The following is a 20,809-nucleotide window of genomic DNA, read 5'->3' as shown; positions in this document are numbered from 1 at the left end:
CCCAGGGCTCTTTCAGAAGTCTCACACACGGTGATAAGGGTGACCGGACTGGATCGTCATGGCACGGTAGACCTGCTCCGCCAAAAGAATGCGGGCGATCTGATGCGGCCAGGTCATGGCACCAAGAGCGAGTTTAAGGTCGGCGCGGCTCAGAACTTCCTGGCCGTGACCGTCCGCTCCGCCAATGGCAAAGACCACGTCGGGAACACCTTCATCCTTCCAGGTTTCCAGTTTCTGGCTGAAGGCCGGGCTGGTCAGGTTCTTGCCGTTCTCGTCCAGCACCACCAGCCGCGCACCGGCATTGAGCGCGGCAAGAATTCCCCGCGCTTCTTCCGCCTTGCGGTCATCGGCACGCTGTGCACGGCTTTCCGGCATTTCGTTGAGGATGACTTCGGTAACGCCGAGACCGCGGCCTGTCTTGCGGGCGCGGTCGATATATCGGTCGAAAAGTTCTTTGTCCGCACCGGCTTTCATTTTGCCAATGCAGAAGAGCGTAAAGCGCATAAGTCCCTGCCGGAGATCGATCCGGTGATAAATCTGCCCGGCAGCAGACGGAGGCCCTGCCTCAGGGCCTCAATGCCGGCTCAGCCGATGTAATGCGGTGCCGCATCCTCTTCCGGTGCCCACATCTTCTCAAGATTGTAGAAGCCGCGAACCTCCGGACGGAAGATGTGTACGATCACATCACCCGCATCGATCAGCACCCAATCGCAAATGTTCAGACCCTCAACCGTTGCCGATCCGGCGCCGGCCGATTTGAGGTCTTTCAGCAAGTGCTCGGCAATCGCGCCCACGTGACGATGGGAACGACCGGACACGATTACCATGTAATCGGCCAGTGAACTCTTGCCTGCGATGTCGAGGGTAACAGCGTCCTCAGCTTTGGAGTCGTCAAGACTGGTGAGGACCGTATCGAGGAGGTCTGCCGCAAGTTCTTTACCTACGGAAGCCTGCAGAGGAGAGGACATGTCTGTCCGCCCACTTTCAAAGGTCATGGTCAGGTGTTGTGCCTTTCGCCGTTTATGCCGTCCCGCGCCCAACGTCGTCACGAACTGAAACGTCCGACTTCGTACGTCACCCGTTTTGGATGCAGGACCGGTTGACCGTACCTCGGCCGCGCTCATCGCGACCGTCCCTATAATACCGCTTCCCGTTTGGCATTTTCAAGACACGCGGGAATTCTTGGCAAATCCGCTGTTTACCGCCTTTGCCCAAGGCGCAGATCGGTGGACGATGTCCGGTCCAATGGCGTGTGCAGAAAAGTCCAGATCGGCGCCTCCATTTCCGGCAGAAGTGCTGCATCTTCTTCAGGAAGCCTATATTTTTCATAGGCTTTTGCCATGGGAGACGACATCACTGACAAGGAGGCTCCCGGCCGGTCGACAATGGCGATCGGCACCGAGCCGACGATGTCGCGCCAGTCCTGCCAGCGATGGAAGCCGGCTAAATTGTCAGCCCCCATGACCCAAACGAATCGGACAGATGGACGCATCTGGCGCAGGGCAACCAGCGTTCTGGCCGTATAGGGTGTTCCCAGAACCTGCTCGAAGGCGGTGACCTTCATGCGTGGATGGTCGGCGAGGTCCGCCGTCAGTCGCAGCCGCCGCTCCAGCGGCGCCAGGTCCGCGTGGCTCTTGAGCGGGTTGCCAGGTGTCACCAGCCACCAGACCTGATCCAGCCCCAGCCGCTTCAACACGGTCGAAGCCACCAGCCGGTGACCTGAATGAGGAGGATTGAAGGATCCGCCGAAAATGCCGATGCGGTTGCCCGGCTCGGCATGGGGCAGTTTCATCCAGTCACGGTCCAGTCCCGCACCAAGACTCAAGGGGCTCATTCAGGCGAACTCACGATTGGTCATTAAGGGCGGTCATTCCTGGCGGTCTTCAAGGGGGGCGTCACGGGCGGGTCTGGCCGGTGCCGTGCACCTTGTACTTGAAGCTGGTCAGCTGCTCCACACCCACTGGTCCGCGTGCATGCATGCGCCCAGTGGCAATGCCGATCTCCGCACCCATGCCGAATTCTCCACCATCGGCAAACTGGGTTGAAGCATTGTGCAGCACGATGGCTGAATCCACTTCCCGCTGGAACCGGTCGGCAGTCGCCTGATCTTCGGTCAGGATGCAATCGGTATGGTTGGAACCGTAGCGCGCGATATGCTCCATGGCAGCGTCGAGATCCGCGACCACCTTCACCGAAAGGATCTTGTCCAGATACTCCGTCGACCAGTCGTCCTCGCTTGCCGGCACGATGTTTTCGCAAATGTCGCGCACAATCGCACCGCCCCGGATCTCGCAGCCCTTTTCCTGAAGTGCCTTCACGATCACCGGCAAGTGGCTGTGGGCCACGTTTTCATGCACCAGCAATGTTTCCAGTGCCCCGCAGATGCCGGTCCGGCGCAGCTTGGAATTGACGATCACCTCGACGGATTTCTCAAGATCGGCCGCCTTGTCGACGAAGATATGCACCAGGCCTTCCAGATGGGCAAAGACCGGCACCCGAGCTTCGGTCTGCACACGCTCGACAAGACTGCGACCACCACGCGGGACGATGACATCGAGGTTGCCTTGAAGACCGCGCAGCATTTCGCCAACTGCGGCCCTGTCGGTCACCGGAACGATCTGGATCGCATCTTCCGGCAGACCGGCGGCGACGAGGCCTTTCTGCAGGGCCGCATGGATCGCCCGGTTGGAATTGATGGTGTCGGAGCCGCCACGCAGAACAACGGCGTTGCCGGCTTTCAGGCACAGCGCGCCTGCATCCGCGGTCACGTTCGGGCGGCTTTCGTAAATGACACCGATAACACCCAGGGGCGTGCGCACACGTTCGATCTTCAGGCCGTTCGGCCGATCCCAGGCGGCGATCACGCTGCCGACGGGATCGTCCAGCGCGACAATGTCCTCAAGGGCTTTGGCAATCGCCTCGATCCGCTCTTCCGTAAGCGTGCCACGATCCAGGAACGCTGCCGTCTGGCCGCCTGCCTTCATCGCTTCAAGATCGAGACGGTTGCCTGCAAGAATATCCGGTGTTGCAGCCCGAACGGCGGCTGCCATTTCGGCCAGGGCCTTGTTCTTCTGGTCTGCTGGAGCGATGGCAAGGATCCGGCCGGCAGCACGGGCGCGCTGCCCGATCTCTGCCATCAAGTCCTCGGTCGTCTTTGCCTCGACTACTTCCAGCATACTCACTTGCTCCCGTTTTGCGGCGTTCATCGCCGCCAGTCTTTCCGCGTTTTAGCGCGTTCTGCCTCAAAAGGCATCCATCGGTTCACTCACACTCACTCGAGCGCGGGCAGTTCCAGAACCAGATCGTCCCGGTGGATCATTTCCGCCCGGCCCGGATAGCCGACGATGGCTTCAATCTCGCGGCTGTTGCGGCCTGCAATCAACTGCGCCTCGTCCGCGTCATATGCAATCAGCCCCCGGCCGATGATCCGGCCTTCCGGGTTGAGCAATGTCACGGCGTCGCCGCGCGAAAAACTTCCCGATATAGATGTCACTCCGGCAGGCAGGAGGCTCTTGCCAGACGTCATCGCCTTGACCGCACCTGCATCCAGCCGGATTTCGCCGCGCGGCTCCAGATGGCCGCCAATCCAGGCCTTGCGGGCACTGGCAGGTGAACTGAGCGCCGGGAACCAGGTGCCGCGGGCGCCCTGATCCAGCCGCTGAAGCGGGTTGAGTTCCTTGCCGGAGGTGATCACCATCGACGTTCCGGCCGCGGTCGCGATCTTGCCGGCATCGATTTTCGTCTTCATGCCGCCGCGCGAAAGCTCCGACCCGGCGCTTCCGGCCATGGATTCGATTTCATGGGTAATGCGCGGCACTTCCGGCAGGAACACTGCATCGGGGTTCTGCTGGGGAGGTGCGGTGTAAAGCCCGTCAATATCCGACAAAAGCACAAGGCAGTCGGCACTGGCCATGGTGGCAACACGCGCTGCCAGCCGGTCGTTGTCGCCATAACGAATTTCGGAAGTCGCCACGGAATCATTTTCGTTGATGATCGGTACCGCACCAAGCTTCAACAGAGTGCCGATAGTGGCGCGCGCATTGAGGTAGCGCCGTCGCTCTTCCGTGTCGCCAAGGGTGAGCAGGATCTGACCAGCCTTCTTGCCATGCGCACCAAGGGCATCCGCATAGGCCTGGGCCAGCGCGATCTGTCCGGCTGCGGCCGCCGCCTGGCTTTCCTCCAGCTTCAGCGGCCCACCAGGCAGCCCAAGAATACCGCGGCCAAGCGCAATCGATCCGGAGGAGACTAGCAGCACCTCCGCACCGGCATCGGACAGCTTGACCACATCGGCGATCAGCGCGTTGAGCCAGCTACGCTTGAGTTCGCCCTGCTCGACAAGCAGGGCGGAGCCGATCTTGACAACGATGCGGCTGAAGTCTCTCAGACTGCGCGACATCAGGGATGCCAGCCCTCTTGTTCGGGTGCAGGCACCTGGTTGGCTTCTTCTTCCTTGTCCCTGTCAATCGCGCGCACGATCATGCGCAGCGCCCGGTCGACATTGAGGCCGCTGGCCGAGGACAGGATCAGCGGTTTCTGACCACAGGCTTCCTCGAGGCTCGCCGCCTTTTCGGCAATCAGGTCTTCATTGAGAGCGTCGCACTTGCTGAGCGCCACGATCTCGGGTTTCTCCGTAAGCCCGGCGCCATAGGCATCCAACTCGCCGCGCACGATCCGATAGGCTTCGCCCGGGTCTTCCTGACCGGAGCCGTCGACCAGATGAAGCAGAACGCGGGTGCGTTCGACGTGCCCAAGAAAGCGGTCGCCAAGACCCGTGCCTTCGTGCGCCCCCTCGATCAGGCCGGGAATATCGGCCATGGCAAAGCTGCGACCGTCGATCTGCACGATGCCAAGATTGGGGTGAATTGTCGTGAACGGATAGTCGGCAATTTTCGGCTTTGCAGCCGATACCGTTGCAAGGAAGGTGGACTTGCCTGCATTGGGCAGGCCGACCAGGCCGGCATCGGCGATCAGCTTCAGCCGCAGCCAGATCCATTTTTCCTCGCCTTCAAGACCAGGGTTGGCCCTGCGCGGCGCCTGATTGACCGACGACTTGAAATGGGCGTTGCCGAAGCCGCCGTTGCCCCCTTTCAGAAGCATCACCTTCTGGCCAAGCTCGGTCAGGTCGGCAATCAGCGTCTCGTTGTCTTCCTCGAAGATCTGGGTACCGACAGGAACCTTCAGCACAACGTCGCCGCCGTGCGCGCCGGTGCGGTTGCGGCCCATGCCGTGAATGCCGGTTTCCGCCTTGAAGTGCTGCTTGTAGCGATAGTCGATAAGTGTGTTCAGGCCGTCGACACATTCGATGATGACATCACCACCCTTGCCGCCGTCACCACCGTCCGGTCCGCCATATTCGATGTATTTCTCGCGCCGGAACGATACGCAGCCCGCTCCGCCATTGCCAGAGCGCACATAGATCTTGGCCTGATCTAGGAATTTCATTTTCTTTTTCTCTTTTCGTCCTGTTTCAGGCCGGATCCCGATCGGATCAATGGCCGTTCAGAAAGTCTGTTCGTGTCATCTCGGTGCGAATGGCGGGCATCGTACAGCCTCGCGACACGCTGGCACAGCCCACTTCACCAACTTCCCGGAAACCCAATTTCCGGGCAACGCCGAGCGAAGCCGGGTTATCTGTCATGGCTTCGCAGGCGACCAACTTGTGATCCGTGTTGCCGAACAGCCAGGCGACCGCCGCCTGCACTGCTTCGCTCATATATCCCTTGCCCCAATAGGCGCGCCCCAGCCAATAGCCGATCTCCGGGGTCTCCCGCAACTTTTTGAAGCCGATGCCACCGATCATCAGGCCCTCGCAGTCGATCTGGAAACCGAGTTCCTCCGCCTCCTGCCATGTCGACCAGCGCTCGACAGACAGCGCCAGATAAGCCCGGCCCTGCTCCAGATCGTAAGGGTAGGTAACCCGCGACAGCATCTTGGCGACTTCGTAGTCCCCCAGAAGCTCGGCGCAGCGGTCCAGGTCCTCCGGGCGCGGGGCTCGAAGGATCAGACGCTCGGTCTTCAGAACGGGCGACATCAGGCCGCTTCCTTGCGGGCATCGAAATCGGTGCGCGCCAGGCGGACGATCACGTTGGAAACCCTGCGATCCAGTGCCTTCGAAAAACGTTCCGTCATGGAGTAGGGCTTGAAACCCATTTTCCGCAGCAGACCGCGGGAGCGGAAGTTGTCCTCGAAGGCGCGCGCGGCTATGGCGTCCGTCTCAAAGGCTTCGAACGCCCAGGCGAGAGCAGCCTCTACAGCCTCGCTGGCATAGCCATGCCCCTGAAACGCCCGACCGAGCCAATAGCCGAGTGTCGGCAGGTTCGGCAGATCATCCAGGTCACCCGGCGGTTCGATGGCAACCACTCCGATGAAAACCCCACCGAGCGTAATGGCAAACAATGCTTCGGTCTCGAACGGATCCTTGCCGACCACCGTCTTCAGGAAGGCTTCCGCAGCCCCGTCCTCATAAGGCCAGGTGAACGACGTCATCCAGCGGGCGACCTCGAAATCCTTGCCCGCCAGCGCAACCATGGCTTCGGCGTCCGACATCTCGATCGGCCGCAGGATCAGGCGTCTTGTTTTCAGCTCAGGCAACATGCTCATCGTCCCTGCCCCCATCTTTTCAACGACTTCCAGACAGCCCGCTCCAGCGTATAGCGCTCGATGGGCACCGAGCCACCCGCCCCGAGAGAGCGAATCATGGCCTGGTCGCGATACTGAAATCCGGATTTGACGAGCACCCGGCGCGATGCCGGGTTGGTGACCCTGCAGGACCCCTGCAGCTCGCCGATGTCATGATAGGTGAAGGCATGGTCGACCAGTGCATGCACGGCCTCTGTCGCCAGACCCTGGCCCCAGAAGGGTTCACCCAACCAATAGCCAACATGCACCGGACCGCCGGGCTCGACATTGGCATACCGCGCGATGCCGATCAGCCGGCCGGTTAACTTCAGGCGGATGGCAAAGCTTGCAGAACGGGGCTGGTTGATCGCGGCCTTGGCGACCAGCGCCCGGGCATCGTCCAATGCGAAGGGATGCGGCATGGTGGAAAGGTTTGCCGCCACTTTCTTGTTGTTGGCCAGAAACACCATATCGGCCAAATCGTCCATACGCGGCTTGTCGAGCCGCACACGAACCGCTTCCTGCGGCAATGGGGCCGCAGCCAGACTGCTTTCGTCTAATAAACCGTCACTTTCAACAACCATCTTTTCCTCCAGCCAAAACAAATCAAGGGAGAGATGGCGCCCCATCTCCCCCTTGGATCTTGACTGGTCGGATTGCTGACCTGTCTCGAATTGCCGGGGTCTTACGGGACGCCGGCGTTTCGAAACTTCACGTCGGCTTTACTCCGCTGCTTCCGCTACCGGGAGCACGTTAATGTAGGTTCGCTTGTTGGCTTTCGCCTGGAACTCTACCTTGCCTTCCACGGTTGCGAAGATGGTATGGTCCTTGCCCATACCAACGCCGGTGCCCGGGTGCCAGGTAGTGCCGCGCTGACGCGCGATGATGTTGCCGGGAATCACAGCTTCCCCGCCGAATTTCTTGATGCCGAGACGGCGGCCAGCTGAGTCGCGGCCGTTGCGGGACGAGCCGCCTGCCTTTTTATGTGCCATCGTTAGAACTCCTCGTTCTTCGAATACTTTTTAGGTTCGGGAGCGGCGGCTTAGTTGCCAGCCAGTTCCTTGGCCTGCTCAACCCAATTACCGCGTTCGAACTTGCCTTTCAGGCCAGTTTCTTCTTCAACGCGTGCGACGTCGTCAGCGGACATTGCTGCGATCTGAGCGAAGGTGGTGATCCCTGCTTCGTTCAGCTTCTTCACAGCTGCCGGACCGGCGCCATCGAGTTTCTTCAGGTCGTCGGCGCCTTCTGCTGCAGCCGGTGCGGCTTCAGCGGTTTCTTCAGCCTTCGGCGCTGCCTTCTTCGGCGCTGCCTTCTTGGCCGGCTTTGCACCACCGGTCAGGATATCGGTCACCTTCACGAGGGTGAAAGCCTGACGATGGCCGTTGCGGCGGCGGGAATTCTGACGCCGGCGCTTCTTGAAAATGATAACCTTGCGGTTACGGCCCTGTTCGACCACTTCGGCAACCACGGTTGCGCCTTCGACAAGCGGAGCGCCAACTGTGGTGTCGGTGCCATTGCCGACCATCAGAACCTCTTCAAAGGTTACGGTGCTGCCGGCTTCGGCATCGAGCTTTTCGACCTTCAGGAGGTCATCGGCGGCAACAGTGTACTGCTTGCCACCCGTCTTGATCACTGCGAACATGTCTCGCACGTCCTTCTTTTCGTTTTTGACACACCGGAACGGGCTGTTAAACCATCGAACCGGCTGCTTTTCAGGTCGAACCGAGGCGCCTGTCTCTCCAGGTCTTGACCCTGGCTGACAAGTCTTTGTGTCGGGTTGAGCGTGAAGCTTTTAAAGCCCGGCAGGCCTTGAACGACAAACATAACTCGAAAAAGCGAACCTTTTCGAGCCCGCGCAATATAGTCGGCCGGTTCTCGTTGTCAAACGGAAATCTGGCCTTTCTGCCGCAAAACCGCTTGTTTTCGTTTCCCTGGCGCCCCCGCATTCGCGGCGGTTTCTCTCGTGGTCACCACGATTCCCGCAAACAGGGATACGCCAATCGGCGTTGACGGCCGTTATCGGGGCAAGCCGACATCCGGTCAATCCGAATCTCCATGGTGCTCCCTCCTCCCCTTCCCCGAGCTCCCTGCAGACCGCTTTTCGCGTCGTGCAAATACGTCTGCAGGCGGTAAATTCGCGCCCAGGAAGCAGACAAACCGGGCAAAAACAGCCCCAATCCACAAACTGAAAAAAGAACTCATTTCCGGGCTTGCAGGGCGCGCAGAGTGTGTCTATGTTCCGCGCCACTTGAGACCCGTTTATCGCAAGTACCGCGGAGAGGTGCCGGAGTGGTTGAACGGGGCGGTCTCGAAAACCGTTGAGCGCGCAAGCGTTCCGGGGGTTCGAATCCCCCTCTCTCCGCCATATCTATCCTTGCGCTACCGCCTTCGGCTACTTTAGCGCATGGCTCCGGGTCGGGACCTTGTCTTCCCTCCTCCGCCATTTGTATTCTTGCGCTACCGCTTTCGGCTACTCGAGGACCGGGTCGTCATCGGTGTCACACGTGTAGGTCGTCGGATCAGCGCCATCACCTGCCGCCATCGATGAAGAGTTCCAGGCCGCTCAACGCGCCGCCGAGTTCCATCAGCCTCCCACCTGTCGCCAGCGAGCCGAGGTACACCGGGTGCAGATGGATGTCTGAAACCAGATGCCGTGCGATTGCGACAGCGTCTTCGTCGTCACCGGCCACGAACAGGACACGGTGCAAACGCTCTTCCTGTAACGGCGCGATCATTGTGGCGACAGGAAGAGTGTTGAACGCCTTCACGACACGAGCGCCGGGGGCCAGACGGGCGACAATCTCGCTGCCGGTCTCTTCCCCAAGGTCATCGATCTCGAACGACGGTGCATAGCTGGTGAAGATATTTGTCGCGTCGATCAAGACGCGGTGGTGCCAGTCGATATCAGGCGCAAGCACGTTGCTGAGTTTCGTCCATGGCATGGCCAGGACAACAACCGGTTTGTTCATGGCCTCCGCCGCATGGCCGGCGGTAATCCCTTTCCCAAGACGCGTGATGACATCACGCAGACTTTCCGGCCCGCGGCTGTTGGCCAGGACTATGTTGTGACCGGCAGCGGCCAGACGGCTGGCGAGGGTCTGCCCGAGCGACGCTGCGCCCAGAATTCCGATTTCCATCGAAGAGACTCCTTGAGAGCGTATTGAAGTGAGCACGTGGACCAGACGGTCAAGCCGGTTGTCGGCTGGGACCGTCTGGTCAACCGCGAACTTAAATCTGGTTCATGCCGCCATCGACGAACAGCTCGATGCCGTTGACGAAGCTCGACGCCTCTGAAGCAAGAAAGAGCACTGCGTTGCTGATGTCTTCCGGTCGGCCGATCCGACCCGAGGGAATATTGCCGAGGATGTGGTTCTTGACACCTTCGGCCTGCTCACCGCCGCCGAAGAGATCGTTGAGGCCGGCGGTCTCGGTCAGCCCTGGGCTGATGGCATTCACCCGGATATTGCGGTCCTTCAGATCGAGGATCCAGCTGCGGGCGAAATTGCGTACTGCCGCCTTGGTTGCCGAATAGACACTGAAGTTCGGTGTCCCCGCCGTACCCGTGGTCGAAGACGTCAGGATGATCGAGGCTCCGTCCCGCAGCAACGGCAGCGCCTTTTGCACGGTGAAAAGAACACCTTTCACATTGGTATCGAAGGTCTTTTGATAGTGCTCTTCGCTGATCTCGCCGAGCGGGGCAAATTCACCTCCACCGGCATTGGCGAAGAGTACATCAATCTGGCTGTGCTGCTGCTGGACCGCGTCGTACAGCCGGTCGATATCTGCAAGCACGGACATATCCCCCTGCACGCCGGTCGTTCTCCCGCCAATGGACTTGACGGCTTCGTCAAGAGTTGCCTGGCGGCGACCGGTGATGAAGACGGATGCCCCCGCAGATGCGAATGCTTTTGCCGTCGCGAGACCGATGCCACTGGTTCCGCCGGTGACAACCACAACCTTGTTCTCGAAGTTCTGTGTCATTTCATTCTCCTGTCTGACGGCACGATTGCCGTTGACAAGAAGATGCAAATGGAACGATCGTTTCTGTAGTGGACAATTTCAACACTTAGCGTTCCATAGGAAGAACGATAGATGCAGCAAGACCTGAATGACCTGGCTTATTTCGCCGAGGTGGTGGCGCATCGCGGGTTTGCGCCGGCGGGCCGGGCGATCGGCGTTCCCAAGTCAAAGCTCAGCCGGCGAATAGCGGCTCTGGAAGAGCGTCTGGGCGTAAGGCTGATCGAAAGATCAAGCCGTCGGTTTCGGGTCACCGACATCGGGGAGCAATTCTATGAGCGGTGCCGCAGCATGCAGTCGGAAGCTGAACACGCCCATGCCCTGGTTGCGGAATCCAGGGCTGAACCGCACGGGCTGATCCGCTTCGGATGCCCAACCGGCCTCGTTGAGGTTGTTGCCCCGCTGATAAGCGAGTTCCTGTCTCGTCACCCCAAGGTACGGCTGCAGCTGGTAGCTGCCGATCGGGCGCTGGACCTGATCTCGGAACGCATTGACCTCGCCTTGCGTGTGCGCACGGCGTTGACCAGCGATGCCTCGCTGACAATGCGTACGATCGGTACCTCAATCAGAATTCTGGTTGCAAACCCAGGCCTTGCGCAGACCGTTCATGAGGTCGATGACCTGGACAAAGTTCCCTTGCTATCGACGAGCGATAGCGCGGATGAAATCGAATGGCACATCGAAACCGACATGGGCGAAACCCACGCGTTTCGAAAGCAGGCCAGGATGGGCTGCGCGGATTTTTCGGCAACCAGAACGGCCGTGAAGAAGGGTCTCGGTGTCGCGCTTTTTCCCGACCACGTCTGCAGCGCGGAACTGGCTACCGGGGATCTTGTGCGTGTCCTCCCGCAATGGCGAAGTCAGAAAGGGATCGTGCATCTGGTCTTCACGACGCGGCGCGGGCTGCCGCCAGCTGTCCGATCATTCATCGACCATCTTGCCCGCTGTTTTCCAAAGGATGCACTGAGCTACGAATAACGGTCGAAACCTAACTATGTTGCGGCTCCGCCAGTCCTCCGAAAGGTACTGCGGCGGATCCCCGAAAAACCACAGCACACGGATTTCACGGAAAGGAATGGAACCGGCAGAAAACCCCGATGCGAACTCATCGCTCTGCACCGGGGTCCTGAATTTTCAGGCAAGTTTCCCGTCAAACACTCAAGGTCTTGTCAGCTGGTAGCCTCTTCCCTTTTGGCGGCCTGAAACCGCCGCTTGATCATCGGACCGACGACAACCGCGACCGTCAGGGCGACCAGAACCAGGCTGGTCGTGTTCGAGAACAGGACCAGCCAGTCGCCGCGTCCGATCCGCAAGGCAAGACGAAGGTTTTCCTCGGCAAACCCACCCAGGATAAGACCTAGGACAACCGGTGGCAGAGGGAACTTGAGCTTGTCCATTACCCAGCCGATCGCACCGAAGCCGAGCATCAGATAGACATCGAACATCCGTCCGTGGATCGAATAGACCCCGATCAGCATCAAGACGATGATGACCGACCCCAGGAGAGGACGCGGGAGATTTAAAAGGCGCGCAAAACTGTTCGTTGCCAGTGCCCCGCCAAGCAGCACCAGAAGGATCGCGCCGAACAGGAACTGCCACATGAAGCCGAACACCACGTCCGGATTGTCCCGGAACAGCATGGGCCCCGGCTGCAGACCATGCACCAGCAACCCACCCAGCATGACCGCAGCGACAGCGGTTCCCGGGATGCCAAGTGTCAGGGCCGGGATCAGCGCGGAAGCGGTGTCCGCATTGTTTGCCGTTTCCGCGGCCGCAACGCCTTCGGGTTCACCATTGCCCCAGGTATCCGGTGTTTTCGAGGCCCGGCGAGCTTCGTTATAAGACATGAAAGCAGCCATCGAACCGCCGGCTCCCGGAAGAATTCCGATCCAGATCCCGATGATGGATGAACGGATCCATGTCTTCCAGAAGCGGTACATGCGAGGCAGCGCACGCCAGATCGGCTCCGTTCCCAGTTTGGAACTGTTGACGCCGTCCGTTTTCAAAGGCGTTTCGAGCAGATCGATGACCGGAGGCAGTGCGTAGAGGCCGACCAGCAGAATGACGATATTGACGCCATCCAGAAGCTCCAGCTGTCCGAAAGTGTAGCGATCATTTCCATAGATCGGGTCCGACCCCACCACTGAGACGAAGACACCGAAACAGGCGCTGATCAGCCCTTTTACCGGGTTGCCTCCCAGCAGGAAGATGATGCTGGCAAGGCCGAACACGGCAACCCAGAACACTTCCGAAGGACCAAACAGGAGCGTGACCTTGGAGAGCGGAGGCGCGAGCAGCATCAGGGCAAAGGCACTTGCGATGCCACCGATCGAAGATGAGACGACGGCCACTTGCAGCGCAAATCCGCCCTCGCCCTTTTGCGCCATCGGATAACCGTCGAACGTTGTGGCAACGGCTGCCGGGGTGCCGGGAATGCGCAGAAGAACTGCGGGGATGGCACCGCCATACATTGCACCGTTGTAGATGCCGGCCATCAGACCGAGCGCGACCAGAGGTTCGAGACCGAACGTGAATGGCACAAGCACGGAGATGGCCATTGTGGCGCTAAGGCCGGGCATTGCACCGACAACGATGCCCGCAATCACGCCGATGACGACAGCGGCAAAGTTGGCCAGCCCGAAAACTTCGGGAAGTGCGCTGAGAAGATCGGAGTACATTGAGATCACTCCTGCCAGAGGCGTCCTGCCGGAAAGTCTTGCGACATTCCGTAATCGAAGATCAGCCAGATGGCTCCGACAACGACCAGGGTTGCCACTGCAAGTCCAAGTGGGTTGCGATAGCCGAAGAGCCAGGCAACGAGCGGAATGGTTATGGCTGTGCTCGGGTAAAAGCCGATCAGGTCGGTGGCCAATGCGTAGCCAAGGATCAGCAGAAAGGCACCTGCGACCCGGCTGGGTGACTTGCTCATGGGCTCGGTTTCTTCACCAGCCGACGCCTTGCGTTGATCGGCGATCAGAAGCAGTAGCGAGAGGATGATCAGCCCGACCAGCATCACGGCTGGCAGCAGGGCAGATATCGGCCTCAATGTCGAGGTCGGGTAGAGAAAAGCAAACGCGGCCGCGGCGATGCCAAGAGCGGTCAGTGTCTCGGGCCGGAGAAGGCGGTGTGTACGATGGTCGGACATGGCACTGGCTTTATCTGAGTAAGAGAGGCCGCGCGGGGGCGTGCCCCGCGCAACGCGCATCAGTTCCAGGGAGTCGTATCCCAGACCTGCTTTGCAAGGGTATGCAGATCCTCGGTCAATGCCTTGAAATCGTCCCCGGTTACCACTTCGACCGGATTTGCGGTTTCCTTCATGGCTTTGAGGAACTCCGGATCAGAGGCAAGCTGTTCGAATGCGGCAAGAAGCTTAGCCTGTACATCCTCAGGCAGGCCGGCAGGCGCGACGACCCCCCGCATGGACCCGTTTATCAGGTCCAGTCCCTGCTCCTTGAAGGTTGGCAGGTCTGGCGCAAAGTCAGAGCGCTCCGGCGTCGCAACGCCAAGTACATTCAGTTCTTCCTGAAACTCGGCCACCTCGGAAATGTTGAGGATCCCCATCGCCACGTGTCCGCCCATGAGTGCGGTTCGCGCCGGGGCGGAGCCCTTGAACGGTACGATGGTGAACTCGGTTTCGGTCAGGCCTTCAAGCTTGATCAGCGCGAAGTGATCATCGCCTCCGAGGCTGGACATCCCGACGGTGATGGCCCCGGGATTGGCCTTGGCTTCCGCGATCAGCTTGTCGAGCGTGTCGAGACCGCTCGCCTTGGAGGTGACGATCACGTTGGGATCGTTCACCACATTGGCGAGATAGGTGAAGCTGTCGGCATCATATTCCGCTTCACGATCAATCGTGCGCGCCATCATGCCCGGAAGGTTGAAGGTGCCGAGCGTGTAGCCATCCGGAGAAGATCTCGCCGTTTCCGTAATGCCGATCTGCCCACTAGCACCCGGCATGTTCTTGACGACGAGGCTTGCCCCTTCGCCCAGATATTTTTCGATGAACGGTGCAGCGGTGCGAGCCATAACGTCCGTGCCGCCGCCTGCGGAATATCCGACAATGACCTCAATGGGTTTTTCGGGATAGTCGGCCATGGCAGCCCCAGCGACCATAACCAGCGCACCTGCAATTGCAGAAGCCTTCAGGTAAGTAAGCATTTGTCTCCTCCCTTTGTTGAGACTGTTCAGTAATCCGGAAATTCGCAACCACGTTCCTTGAGGGCTGCGTCCACCCAGCTGCGATCGTTCTTGCCTTCAGCGATTGCCTTCATCTGCCGTTCTTCGGCATCCTGTTTCGCCAGGGTCTGGCGAAGAATTTTCTCGGCCCCATCCAGTGGAACCGCGAGCACGCCATCGCAATCGCCCAGCACGATGTCACCTGGCTCGATCACCATTCCGTCCAGACTGATCGGAACATTGATTTCACCCGGGCCGTCCTTGTAAGGGCCGCGATGGGTGACCCCCGCGGCGAAAGTCGGCAGGTTGGTCTTGAGAAAGGCATCGACATCGCGGATTGCGCCATTCAAGACGAAGCCCGCAACCCCTCGCTTGACGGCGTAGGCAAGCATCAGCTCACCCATGAGCGCATTGGAAAGATCCCCACCGGCATCGACAACGATCACATCACCGGGTTTGGCCAGGTCGATCGCCTTGTGCAGCATCAGGTTGTCACCCGGACGGCTCTTGACGGTCAGCGCCACGCCGGCCAGGCCACCGGAGGCATGCATCGGCCGCAGACGCGGACCGGCGGCTGCGAGGCGTCCCATGCAGTCGGAGACATTGGCAACCGGAAGCTTGGCAAATTCAGCAACGAGTTCCAGCGGCGCAGCTTGTTTTCGGCTGCAAATACGAAAGCCAACCGACATGTTCATTCTCCTGCTTTGGCGTACATGGCACCGGCGTCGGCCAGAAGTGCACGATTTGCTATGCGTTCGCGGGCGACAGGCTGGCCATCCAGAACCTGGAAGATGCCGCGCACGGCTTCCACTCCGACACGTGCGCCGGCTTCGCGCGTGACGCCGCCGATATGCGGAGTGACAACGATGCGGTTTTCACTGAAGAACGGATGGTTCGCCTGGGGTGGTTCCACGGCAAAAGTGTCAAGTCCCGCGCCTGCAAGATGACCTGATTGAATTGCAGCGAGCAGCGCGTCTTCGTCAATCAGCCCACCACGCGCCGTGTTGATCACGTAGCTGCCTTCCGGCATGCGCGCGATGGCTTCGGCGTTCAGGATCTGGCGTGTCTGATCGGTCAGCGGACAATGAAGGCTGAGGACATCGGATTGTTCCAGCAGCTCTTCGAGCGAGCTGCAGCGTTTTACGCCCAGTCTTTCGAATACGTCGTTGTCGGCATAGGGATCGTAGCCGATCAGGTTCAGGCCAATGCCCTTGGCAATTCGGCCTGTCGCCTGTGCAATAGACCCCATCCCCAACAGGCCCAGTCGGCTTCCTGCCAGCTCGCGGCCAAGAAAACCTGCCTTTTCCCAGCGGCCGGCACGAAGCCCTGCGTCAAGCGGCAGGATGCGCTTCACGGTGGCAAGCATGAGTGCAATCGCATGTTCGGCGACTGAAACTGCGTTCGCGCCCGTTGCAACAAGTACCGGAATGCCGCGGGATGCGGCTGCCTGGAGATCGATGTTGTCAACGCCAACACCATGCTTTGAAATGACGCGCAGCTTTGGAGCCTTTGCCAGGACGTCGGCATCCAGTCGGCCCATCCGCGAGACAATCCCTTCCGCCCCGGTCTCGACCAGCAGCCTGGAGATCACATCACTGTCTGCATAGGCCGGGGTATGAACGGTTTCGTATCCGTGGTCTTTCACAAGCGCGACAGCACTTGGGTCGAGGTCGGGGCCGGTCACAAGGATTTTCTTGCTCATGCGTACGTCTCTCTGCTCTCCGCAAGCGGAAAGTGATTGTTCTTTGATAGGGGATGAGTGACCGCGTCCGCCTCCCAGCTTGCACGGTTGAATTCCTCCGCCATCTTGGGTAACGGATAGAATGACTTAACAAAAGCGAATTAATCTGGTTCTTATATTAAGAAAAACTGGATGAAGGTATGGACACCCGTCAACTCAAGACCCTGGTCGCTATCGCAACCCATGGCACCTTCACCAAGGCGGCGGAGATCGTAAACCTGACGCCATCGGCAGTCAGTCAACAGATCCAGGCGCTGGAAGTCGAACTGAACATCATCCTGTTCGAACGGTCGTCCCGTCCTCCGAAGTTGACCTCGCAGGGACTTCAAGTCCTTGAAATGGCTCAGGAGATGTTACGTCTCGAAGACGATACCAAGGCAAATCTGCGGGGAGACAAGCTCGCCGGCACCCTCATGCTGGGCTCTGTTCGTTCCAGTGCACTCAATCTGCTGCCGAGAGCCATTGTCCAGATGCGAAACCAGTATCCCGATCTGAAAACCAATCTGAGAGTTTCGCTGTCTTCAACCCTGATTGCCGATGTGGCTTCCGGTCGGCTCGATGCTGCAGTGGTTGCGGAGCATGTCGGTATTCCGCCCGCCTTGCGCTGGAGCCCCTTCCTTCGTGAGCCGCTCTGGCTGATCGCACCGGAAGACACAAAATCCACCGACCCCGCCGACCTGCTTGCCACCTGTCCGTTCATTCGATTTCGCAGCGCCGTGCCGCTTGCCAACCTTATCGACACGGAGATCTCTCGCATGGGGATCGCTACCAACGACATTGCCGAGATCGACACGATCGGGTCCATCGTCACATGTGTCCGGCAAGGCATGGGAGTTTCCGTTGTACCGCATGTCGCCTTGCAGGAACCGGATCACCAGCGGCTGACAAAACTCCCTTTCGGCAATCCGCAAGTGACAAGGCAAATCGGCATCGTTGAGCGGATCGTATCGCCGCGGGCTGAAATCATAGCGCGTATCCACACGGTACTTGCCGAACTTTGCGCCCCGCATGGCGTAAGCAGAATAGAGGACGTGTCTTGACCATCCTCCAAAGGATCACCAGCCGGTAGGCTGCACCGCCTCATCAATGTGTCTTGTCAAAAAGGCGTCACCAACGAGATCGTTCGGTCTCAGGGCCGAGAAAGAAGGCTTTGCCTGGACAAACGGAAGATCCTCGCATTGTTTTTTCCATCACAAGAACAAGGTGGCAATGCCTGGCAGAAGAATAACGAGCAGCAAAACCAGCAGCATGACCGCGATGAAAGGCATCGTGCCCGCGAAGATCTGTTCGACGGAAACGTCCGGATCGTTGAGCGTATTGTGCACCGTGAACACCGAGATGCCGAAGGGCGGCGTCAGGAGGCCGATTTCAACGGCGATCACGATGACGATGCCGAACTGGCTGAGGTCTATACCCATGTGCTGCGCGATGGGCGCTGCGATCGGCACCATGATCAGGAGGATCGACGTGCTGTCGAGGATCATGCCCATGACGAGAATGAGCGCCGAGCACAGAACCATGAAGCCCATCGGGCCGAGGCCGGTTTCGTTGACGAGGCTTGCAATAGCGTTGGGAAGGCCGGCGATCGACAACATGCGCGAATAGTAACTGGCAGCGATAAGCAGCAGCAGGATCGATACAGAGATCACGCCGGTCTGCTTCATCACCCGCCACAGGTTATGGCGGTTGAGGGAACGGCGTGAAAGCGCAACCAGCAGCGCACCGAAGGCGCCGACACCACCAGCCTCTGTTGGTGTGAAATATCCCGAATAAAGTCCGCCGAGCACCAGAACCACGAGCAGGATGATCGGCACCAGCTTGGCGATCATCCGGCCAAGCGGCATCGGTTCGATGGCGCTGTCGCGCCGGCGCTCCTTCGCAGCAGCCGGATCGGTGAGAACGAAACCCGGGAACAGGACGGTCACGGCAACGAGCATTGTCACGAAGCCACCGGCAAGCATCAGGCCCGGCACGATGCCGGCGATGAACATGCCACCGATGGAGACTTCTGCCAGAACCCCGTAAATAATGAGGAGCAAGCTCGGCGGGATCAGCATACCGAGTACCGATGAGCCCGCGACGGTACCGGCAGCAAAGGCCGGGCGATACCCGTGACGCTCCATTTCAGGGACTGCGACGCGCGTGAATACCGCCGCCGAGGCGATGGAGACGCCGGTGACCGCAGCGAAGATCGTGTTGGCCGCGACAGTCGCGACCCCGAGCCCGCAGATGACCCGGCGCAGCAGTTCCTCTGCAACTTCGAAGGTGTCCCGCCCGACGTTGGAAACGCTCACCAGCAGCCCCATCAGGACGAAGAGGGGAATGGTCGCAAACAGATAATCGGCAATGCCGCTGTAGACGGTCAGCTCCAGCATCCTGAAGGCAAGGTCGATGTTGTCGCGGATGATCCAGATCCCGGCAAAGGCCACCAGGAACAGCGCATAGGCTATTTGCATGCCGAGCAGAACCAGAACGATCAACGCGCCGACAAGCAGGAAGCCAATGGTCAACGTCGTCATGAAAAGCTCCGGAACATGCGAATTTCTGTGTTTGCCCGGTAAAACGCGGCCAGAACAGCCACCGCCGAGCCCAGGACCGTTATGCCCCGGAAGGGCCAGGTCGGAATGGTGAAGACGCCCTGGACGCCGAAAAATTCGGACGTCGCCCAGGCACTGGCGAATTTCGGCCAGGAAGCCCAGAGAATGAGACCGAACACGATGACGCCGCAGAGGGAGAACAGGGCCTCGATCAGGCAGACACCTTTCGGCGACACGCTTTCAAGACGCCGGACGAGAAAATCGGCCCGGGTCAGGCGCTTCTGCAGGATGGCAGCGGCAACCTGCAGGAAGACGATGGCAACAACGGTGCGCGCAGCGATTTCCGCAACGCCGGTAATCGGCGCGTTGAAGAAATTTCGACCAAGGACATCAGCGACGATCAGTATCATGAGCGCGCCGATGGAAAGTGTACCGACCGATGACATGATGGCGGCCGTGCCGCCGAGCATTGCGCCGAAAGGCGCTTCCGAGAAAGCCGGGACATAGGCGTCGTCGGCCTCGGTTCTGGTCTCATCCGTCATCGTTACGTCCAGTTCGCTCTCAATTAACCCGCCCGGACAAGATGCCGGGCGGGAGAGGTGTGAGGCAAGGCCGCTCTCAGAGCCCTTCGTCCCAGGACCTCAGCGGTTCCGCACCGCGTGCGCGCAGGGCGTCGAAATAGGCCTTCAGCACGACACGGCCGGCATCGCCGGTCTGTTCCAGCCACGGTTCCACGATATTCGGCAGTCCGTTCACCCAGGCGGTTTTTTCAGCTTCCGGCAGTTCGTGGATCGTCAGACCCGCTTCCTGCATTTCCTTGAGTGCTCGCGTGGCAAGATCCTCGACATATTGACCGTGTGCCGCGGAAGTTGCCTTCGCAGCTTCCCGGAAGGCGGCCTGGACCGGTTCCGGCAGACCGTCGAAGAAGTCCTTGTTGGCCGCGATGCCGCCGAAATACATCGAGCCGATGCCCACGCGGGTGAGTTCCGGCGCGACTTCATAGACGCGGGTCGGCAGAATGCCCGACGCGAAGGACAGCGTACCTTCGGTCACGCCGGTCTGGATGTTGGTGTAATAGGTCGTCAGTGCACCATCGACCGGCGTTGCCCCCGTCCCGCGCAACCAGTTGGCCGAGGTTCCCGGGGCGTTGAGCTTGCGGTTTTCAAGATCCTTCATGGAGTTGACCGGGAAGGTGGCATAGATGTCGTAGCTGTCGGTGATGAGCGATGACAGATGAACCATGCCGTTTTCCGCCCAGCTGTCACGCAGCTCCGGCAGGTTTGCCGAAAGATCATCGAAGATCTCGATGATCATCTTGTGGTCTTCCGTGGCAAACGGCGTGAAGTAGGTCACGTTCTGGAGCGGCATGTTCGCACCTTCCCAGACGGTGCCGACCATGCCCACATCGACGATACCGTCCATGACGGCTTCACGCGTGTCGGTGAATTTGTAGAGCGTGCCGGCATAGGACTCCACCCAGTCGACCTTGTATTCGCCGGCGGCTTCCAGGATCCGGTTCACTTCCGGCTGGAAGGTGTTCTTCATCGCATAGACCCAGATGTTCTGTTCCGGATGCGACGAACCGATGTTGACCGTGATCGCCTGTTGCGCGGCGGCGAGGCCGGCAGAACTGGCCAGCATGGCCGTTGCGGTTGCCAATGTTACGAACTTCATGATTTTCCTCCCTGCATTCGGAGCCTTATCCTCCCAGGCTCCTCTG

The 20,809-nt window shown here is 59.6% G+C and carries 23 protein-coding genes and 1 tRNA gene; 3 read left to right on the top strand and 21 right to left on the bottom strand.

Annotated features, from left to right (window positions below; all coding sequences use genetic code 11):
* Positions 1 to 21: 21 nt before the first annotated feature.
* From rlmH to J7447_RS01790, 11 genes are all read right to left on the bottom strand, one after another.
* The gene (gene rlmH / locus J7447_RS01840; RefSeq protein WP_209168561.1) at positions 22 to 504 is read right to left on the bottom strand and encodes a 23S rRNA (pseudouridine(1915)-N(3))-methyltransferase RlmH; all 483 of its coding nucleotides are present in this window, start codon (positions 502 to 504) and stop codon (positions 22 to 24) included.
* 80 nt (positions 505 to 584) lie between these two features.
* Positions 585 to 968: a ribosome silencing factor gene (rsfS, locus tag J7447_RS01835; protein WP_023001680.1), complete on the bottom strand. Its 384-nt coding sequence runs from the start codon at positions 966 to 968 to the stop codon at positions 585 to 587.
* A gap of 230 nt (positions 969 to 1,198) precedes the next feature.
* Positions 1,199 to 1,834 carry a nicotinate-nucleotide adenylyltransferase gene (locus tag J7447_RS01830; protein ID WP_230057653.1) on the bottom strand — a complete coding sequence of 212 codons (636 nt, stop codon included), beginning with the start codon at positions 1,832 to 1,834 and terminating at the stop codon, positions 1,199 to 1,201.
* A 61-nt stretch (positions 1,835 to 1,895) separates the two neighbouring features.
* Entirely contained in the window at positions 1,896 to 3,176 is a 1,281-nt protein-coding gene (locus tag J7447_RS01825) for a glutamate-5-semialdehyde dehydrogenase (RefSeq protein ID WP_023001682.1), read from the bottom strand.
* Positions 3,177 to 3,271: 95 nt separating this feature from the next.
* Positions 3,272 to 4,396, bottom strand: a complete 1,125-nt coding sequence (gene proB, locus J7447_RS01820) for a glutamate 5-kinase (protein ID WP_209168560.1) — start codon at positions 4,394 to 4,396, stop codon at positions 3,272 to 3,274.
* Positions 4,396 to 5,442, bottom strand: coding sequence for a GTPase ObgE (obgE, locus tag J7447_RS01815; protein WP_023001684.1), 1,047 nt, complete (start codon positions 5,440 to 5,442; stop codon positions 4,396 to 4,398). The genes proB and obgE overlap by 1 nt, the downstream gene beginning before the upstream one ends.
* A 46-nt stretch (positions 5,443 to 5,488) precedes the next feature.
* The gene (locus J7447_RS01810) at positions 5,489 to 6,031 is read right to left on the bottom strand and encodes a GNAT family N-acetyltransferase (RefSeq protein ID WP_209168559.1); all 543 of its coding nucleotides are present in this window, start codon (positions 6,029 to 6,031) and stop codon (positions 5,489 to 5,491) included.
* Complete coding sequence (locus J7447_RS01805) at positions 6,031 to 6,600, bottom strand: GNAT family N-acetyltransferase (protein WP_023001686.1); 570 nt, start codon at positions 6,598 to 6,600, stop codon at positions 6,031 to 6,033. Before J7447_RS01805 ends, J7447_RS01810 begins: the two co-directional genes overlap by 1 nt.
* Positions 6,597 to 7,202: a GNAT family N-acetyltransferase gene (locus tag J7447_RS01800; protein ID WP_031269624.1), complete on the bottom strand. Its 606-nt coding sequence runs from the start codon at positions 7,200 to 7,202 to the stop codon at positions 6,597 to 6,599. Before J7447_RS01800 ends, J7447_RS01805 begins: the two co-directional genes overlap by 4 nt.
* 138 nt (positions 7,203 to 7,340) lie before the next feature.
* Entirely contained in the window at positions 7,341 to 7,610 is a 270-nt protein-coding gene (gene rpmA / locus J7447_RS01795; RefSeq protein WP_006933726.1) for a 50S ribosomal protein L27, read from the bottom strand.
* A 50-nt stretch (positions 7,611 to 7,660) separates the two neighbouring features.
* Positions 7,661 to 8,260, bottom strand: a complete 600-nt coding sequence (locus tag J7447_RS01790) for a 50S ribosomal protein L21 (RefSeq protein ID WP_023014642.1) — start codon at positions 8,258 to 8,260, stop codon at positions 7,661 to 7,663.
* Positions 8,261 to 8,893: 633 nt separating this feature from the next.
* Between J7447_RS01790 and J7447_RS01785 the strand changes: the two genes are divergently transcribed.
* Positions 8,894 to 8,983 (top strand) — tRNA-Ser (locus J7447_RS01785).
* Positions 8,984 to 9,146: 163 nt separating this feature from the next.
* Here the strand turns inward: J7447_RS01785 and J7447_RS01780 are convergent.
* Positions 9,147 to 9,755: an NAD(P)-binding domain-containing protein gene (locus J7447_RS01780; RefSeq protein WP_209168558.1), complete on the bottom strand. Its 609-nt coding sequence runs from the start codon at positions 9,753 to 9,755 to the stop codon at positions 9,147 to 9,149.
* Positions 9,756 to 9,846: 91 nt separating this feature from the next.
* Positions 9,847 to 10,599 carry a glucose 1-dehydrogenase gene (locus tag J7447_RS01775; protein ID WP_031269625.1) on the bottom strand — a complete coding sequence of 251 codons (753 nt, stop codon included), beginning with the start codon at positions 10,597 to 10,599 and terminating at the stop codon, positions 9,847 to 9,849.
* 111 nt (positions 10,600 to 10,710) lie between these two features.
* On the opposite strand from J7447_RS01775, the gene J7447_RS01770 reads away from it, so the two are divergent.
* Positions 10,711 to 11,613, top strand: a complete 903-nt coding sequence (locus J7447_RS01770) for a LysR family transcriptional regulator (protein ID WP_209168557.1) — start codon at positions 10,711 to 10,713, stop codon at positions 11,611 to 11,613.
* A gap of 191 nt (positions 11,614 to 11,804) precedes the next feature.
* Here the strand turns inward: J7447_RS01770 and J7447_RS01765 are convergent, their stop codons facing one another.
* Genes J7447_RS01765 through J7447_RS01745 form a run of 5 tightly spaced genes read right to left on the bottom strand, consistent with a single transcriptional unit; the run spans position 11,805 to position 16,513 of the window.
* Positions 11,805 to 13,313 carry a tripartite tricarboxylate transporter permease gene (locus J7447_RS01765; protein ID WP_075281364.1) on the bottom strand — a complete coding sequence of 503 codons (1,509 nt, stop codon included), beginning with the start codon at positions 13,311 to 13,313 and terminating at the stop codon, positions 11,805 to 11,807.
* Between the two features lie 5 nt (positions 13,314 to 13,318).
* Positions 13,319 to 13,780 carry a tripartite tricarboxylate transporter TctB family protein gene (locus J7447_RS01760; RefSeq protein WP_152507308.1) on the bottom strand — a complete coding sequence of 154 codons (462 nt, stop codon included), beginning with the start codon at positions 13,778 to 13,780 and terminating at the stop codon, positions 13,319 to 13,321.
* 59 nt (positions 13,781 to 13,839) lie between these two features.
* Complete coding sequence (locus tag J7447_RS01755; protein WP_209168556.1) at positions 13,840 to 14,793, bottom strand: tripartite tricarboxylate transporter substrate binding protein; 954 nt, start codon at positions 14,791 to 14,793, stop codon at positions 13,840 to 13,842.
* Positions 14,794 to 14,819: 26 nt separating this feature from the next.
* Complete coding sequence (locus J7447_RS01750; protein WP_209168555.1) at positions 14,820 to 15,500, bottom strand: RraA family protein; 681 nt, start codon at positions 15,498 to 15,500, stop codon at positions 14,820 to 14,822.
* Positions 15,501 to 15,502: 2 nt separating this feature from the next.
* Positions 15,503 to 16,513 carry a hydroxyacid dehydrogenase gene (locus tag J7447_RS01745; RefSeq protein ID WP_209168554.1) on the bottom strand — a complete coding sequence of 337 codons (1,011 nt, stop codon included), beginning with the start codon at positions 16,511 to 16,513 and terminating at the stop codon, positions 15,503 to 15,505.
* A 179-nt stretch (positions 16,514 to 16,692) separates the two neighbouring features.
* Between J7447_RS01745 and J7447_RS01740 the strand changes: the two genes are divergently transcribed.
* Positions 16,693 to 17,592, top strand: a complete 900-nt coding sequence (locus J7447_RS01740; protein WP_075281367.1) for a LysR family transcriptional regulator — start codon at positions 16,693 to 16,695, stop codon at positions 17,590 to 17,592.
* 150 nt (positions 17,593 to 17,742) lie between these two features.
* Here J7447_RS01740 and J7447_RS01735 read toward each other — a convergent pair whose 3' ends face one another.
* The 3 genes from J7447_RS01735 to J7447_RS01725 form a co-directional block, all read right to left on the bottom strand.
* Positions 17,743 to 19,071: a TRAP transporter large permease subunit gene (locus J7447_RS01735; RefSeq protein ID WP_209168553.1), complete on the bottom strand. Its 1,329-nt coding sequence runs from the start codon at positions 19,069 to 19,071 to the stop codon at positions 17,743 to 17,745.
* On the bottom strand, positions 19,068 to 19,631 hold the full coding sequence (locus tag J7447_RS01730) for a TRAP transporter small permease (protein WP_209168552.1): 564 nt from the start codon (positions 19,629 to 19,631) through the stop codon (positions 19,068 to 19,070). The genes J7447_RS01735 and J7447_RS01730 overlap by 4 nt, the downstream gene beginning before the upstream one ends.
* Positions 19,632 to 19,707: 76 nt before the next feature.
* Positions 19,708 to 20,763 carry a C4-dicarboxylate TRAP transporter substrate-binding protein gene (locus J7447_RS01725; protein ID WP_023001700.1) on the bottom strand — a complete coding sequence of 352 codons (1,056 nt, stop codon included), beginning with the start codon at positions 20,761 to 20,763 and terminating at the stop codon, positions 19,708 to 19,710.
* Positions 20,764 to 20,809 lie beyond the last annotated feature (46 nt).

The sequence above is a fragment of the Labrenzia sp. R5_0 genome, from assembly GCF_017743835.1.
GTDB lineage: Bacteria > Pseudomonadota > Alphaproteobacteria > Rhizobiales > Stappiaceae > Roseibium > Roseibium algicola.
This window is presented reverse-complemented; position numbering and strand designations above follow the sequence as displayed.

What these genes read in the sequence shown, in the direction of transcription:
- J7447_RS01775 (WP_031269625.1), bottom strand. Translation starts at nt 10,599, where the DNA reads ATGACACAGAACTTCGAGAACAAGGTTGTGGTTGTCACCGGCGGAACC.
- J7447_RS01755 (WP_209168556.1), bottom strand. Translation starts at nt 14,793, where the DNA reads ATGCTTACTTACCTGAAGGCTTCTGCAATTGCAGGTGCGCTGGTTATG.
- obgE (WP_023001684.1), bottom strand. Translation starts at nt 5,442, where the DNA reads ATGAAATTCCTAGATCAGGCCAAGATCTATGTGCGCTCTGGCAATGGC.
- J7447_RS01765 (WP_075281364.1), bottom strand. Translation starts at nt 13,313, where the DNA reads ATGTACTCCGATCTTCTCAGCGCACTTCCCGAAGTTTTCGGGCTGGCC.
- proB (WP_209168560.1), bottom strand. Translation starts at nt 4,396, where the DNA reads ATGTCGCGCAGTCTGAGAGACTTCAGCCGCATCGTTGTCAAGATCGGC.
- J7447_RS01810 (WP_209168559.1), bottom strand. Translation starts at nt 6,031, where the DNA reads ATGTCGCCCGTTCTGAAGACCGAGCGTCTGATCCTTCGAGCCCCGCGC.
- J7447_RS01790 (WP_023014642.1), bottom strand. Translation starts at nt 8,260, where the DNA reads ATGTTCGCAGTGATCAAGACGGGTGGCAAGCAGTACACTGTTGCCGCC.
- rpmA (WP_006933726.1), bottom strand. Translation starts at nt 7,610, where the DNA reads ATGGCACATAAAAAGGCAGGCGGCTCGTCCCGCAACGGCCGCGACTCA.
- J7447_RS01830 (WP_230057653.1), bottom strand. Translation starts at nt 1,834, where the DNA reads ATGAGCCCCTTGAGTCTTGGTGCGGGACTGGACCGTGACTGGATGAAA.
- J7447_RS01805 (WP_023001686.1), bottom strand. Translation starts at nt 6,600, where the DNA reads ATGAGCATGTTGCCTGAGCTGAAAACAAGACGCCTGATCCTGCGGCCG.
- J7447_RS01825 (WP_023001682.1), bottom strand. Translation starts at nt 3,176, where the DNA reads ATGCTGGAAGTAGTCGAGGCAAAGACGACCGAGGACTTGATGGCAGAG.
- J7447_RS01760 (WP_152507308.1), bottom strand. Translation starts at nt 13,780, where the DNA reads ATGTCCGACCATCGTACACACCGCCTTCTCCGGCCCGAGACACTGACC.
- J7447_RS01780 (WP_209168558.1), bottom strand. Translation starts at nt 9,755, where the DNA reads ATGGAAATCGGAATTCTGGGCGCAGCGTCGCTCGGGCAGACCCTCGCC.
- J7447_RS01800 (WP_031269624.1), bottom strand. Translation starts at nt 7,202, where the DNA reads ATGGTTGTTGAAAGTGACGGTTTATTAGACGAAAGCAGTCTGGCTGCG.
- J7447_RS01745 (WP_209168554.1), bottom strand. Translation starts at nt 16,513, where the DNA reads ATGAGCAAGAAAATCCTTGTGACCGGCCCCGACCTCGACCCAAGTGCT.
- J7447_RS01770 (WP_209168557.1), top strand. Translation starts at nt 10,711, where the DNA reads ATGCAGCAAGACCTGAATGACCTGGCTTATTTCGCCGAGGTGGTGGCG.
- J7447_RS01730 (WP_209168552.1), bottom strand. Translation starts at nt 19,631, where the DNA reads ATGACGGATGAGACCAGAACCGAGGCCGACGACGCCTATGTCCCGGCT.
- J7447_RS01735 (WP_209168553.1), bottom strand. Translation starts at nt 19,071, where the DNA reads ATGACGACGTTGACCATTGGCTTCCTGCTTGTCGGCGCGTTGATCGTT.
- J7447_RS01740 (WP_075281367.1), top strand. Translation starts at nt 16,693, where the DNA reads ATGGACACCCGTCAACTCAAGACCCTGGTCGCTATCGCAACCCATGGC.
- J7447_RS01750 (WP_209168555.1), bottom strand. Translation starts at nt 15,500, where the DNA reads ATGTCGGTTGGCTTTCGTATTTGCAGCCGAAAACAAGCTGCGCCGCTG.
- rlmH (WP_209168561.1), bottom strand. Translation starts at nt 504, where the DNA reads ATGCGCTTTACGCTCTTCTGCATTGGCAAAATGAAAGCCGGTGCGGAC.
- J7447_RS01725 (WP_023001700.1), bottom strand. Translation starts at nt 20,763, where the DNA reads ATGAAGTTCGTAACATTGGCAACCGCAACGGCCATGCTGGCCAGTTCT.
- rsfS (WP_023001680.1), bottom strand. Translation starts at nt 968, where the DNA reads ATGTCCTCTCCTCTGCAGGCTTCCGTAGGTAAAGAACTTGCGGCAGAC.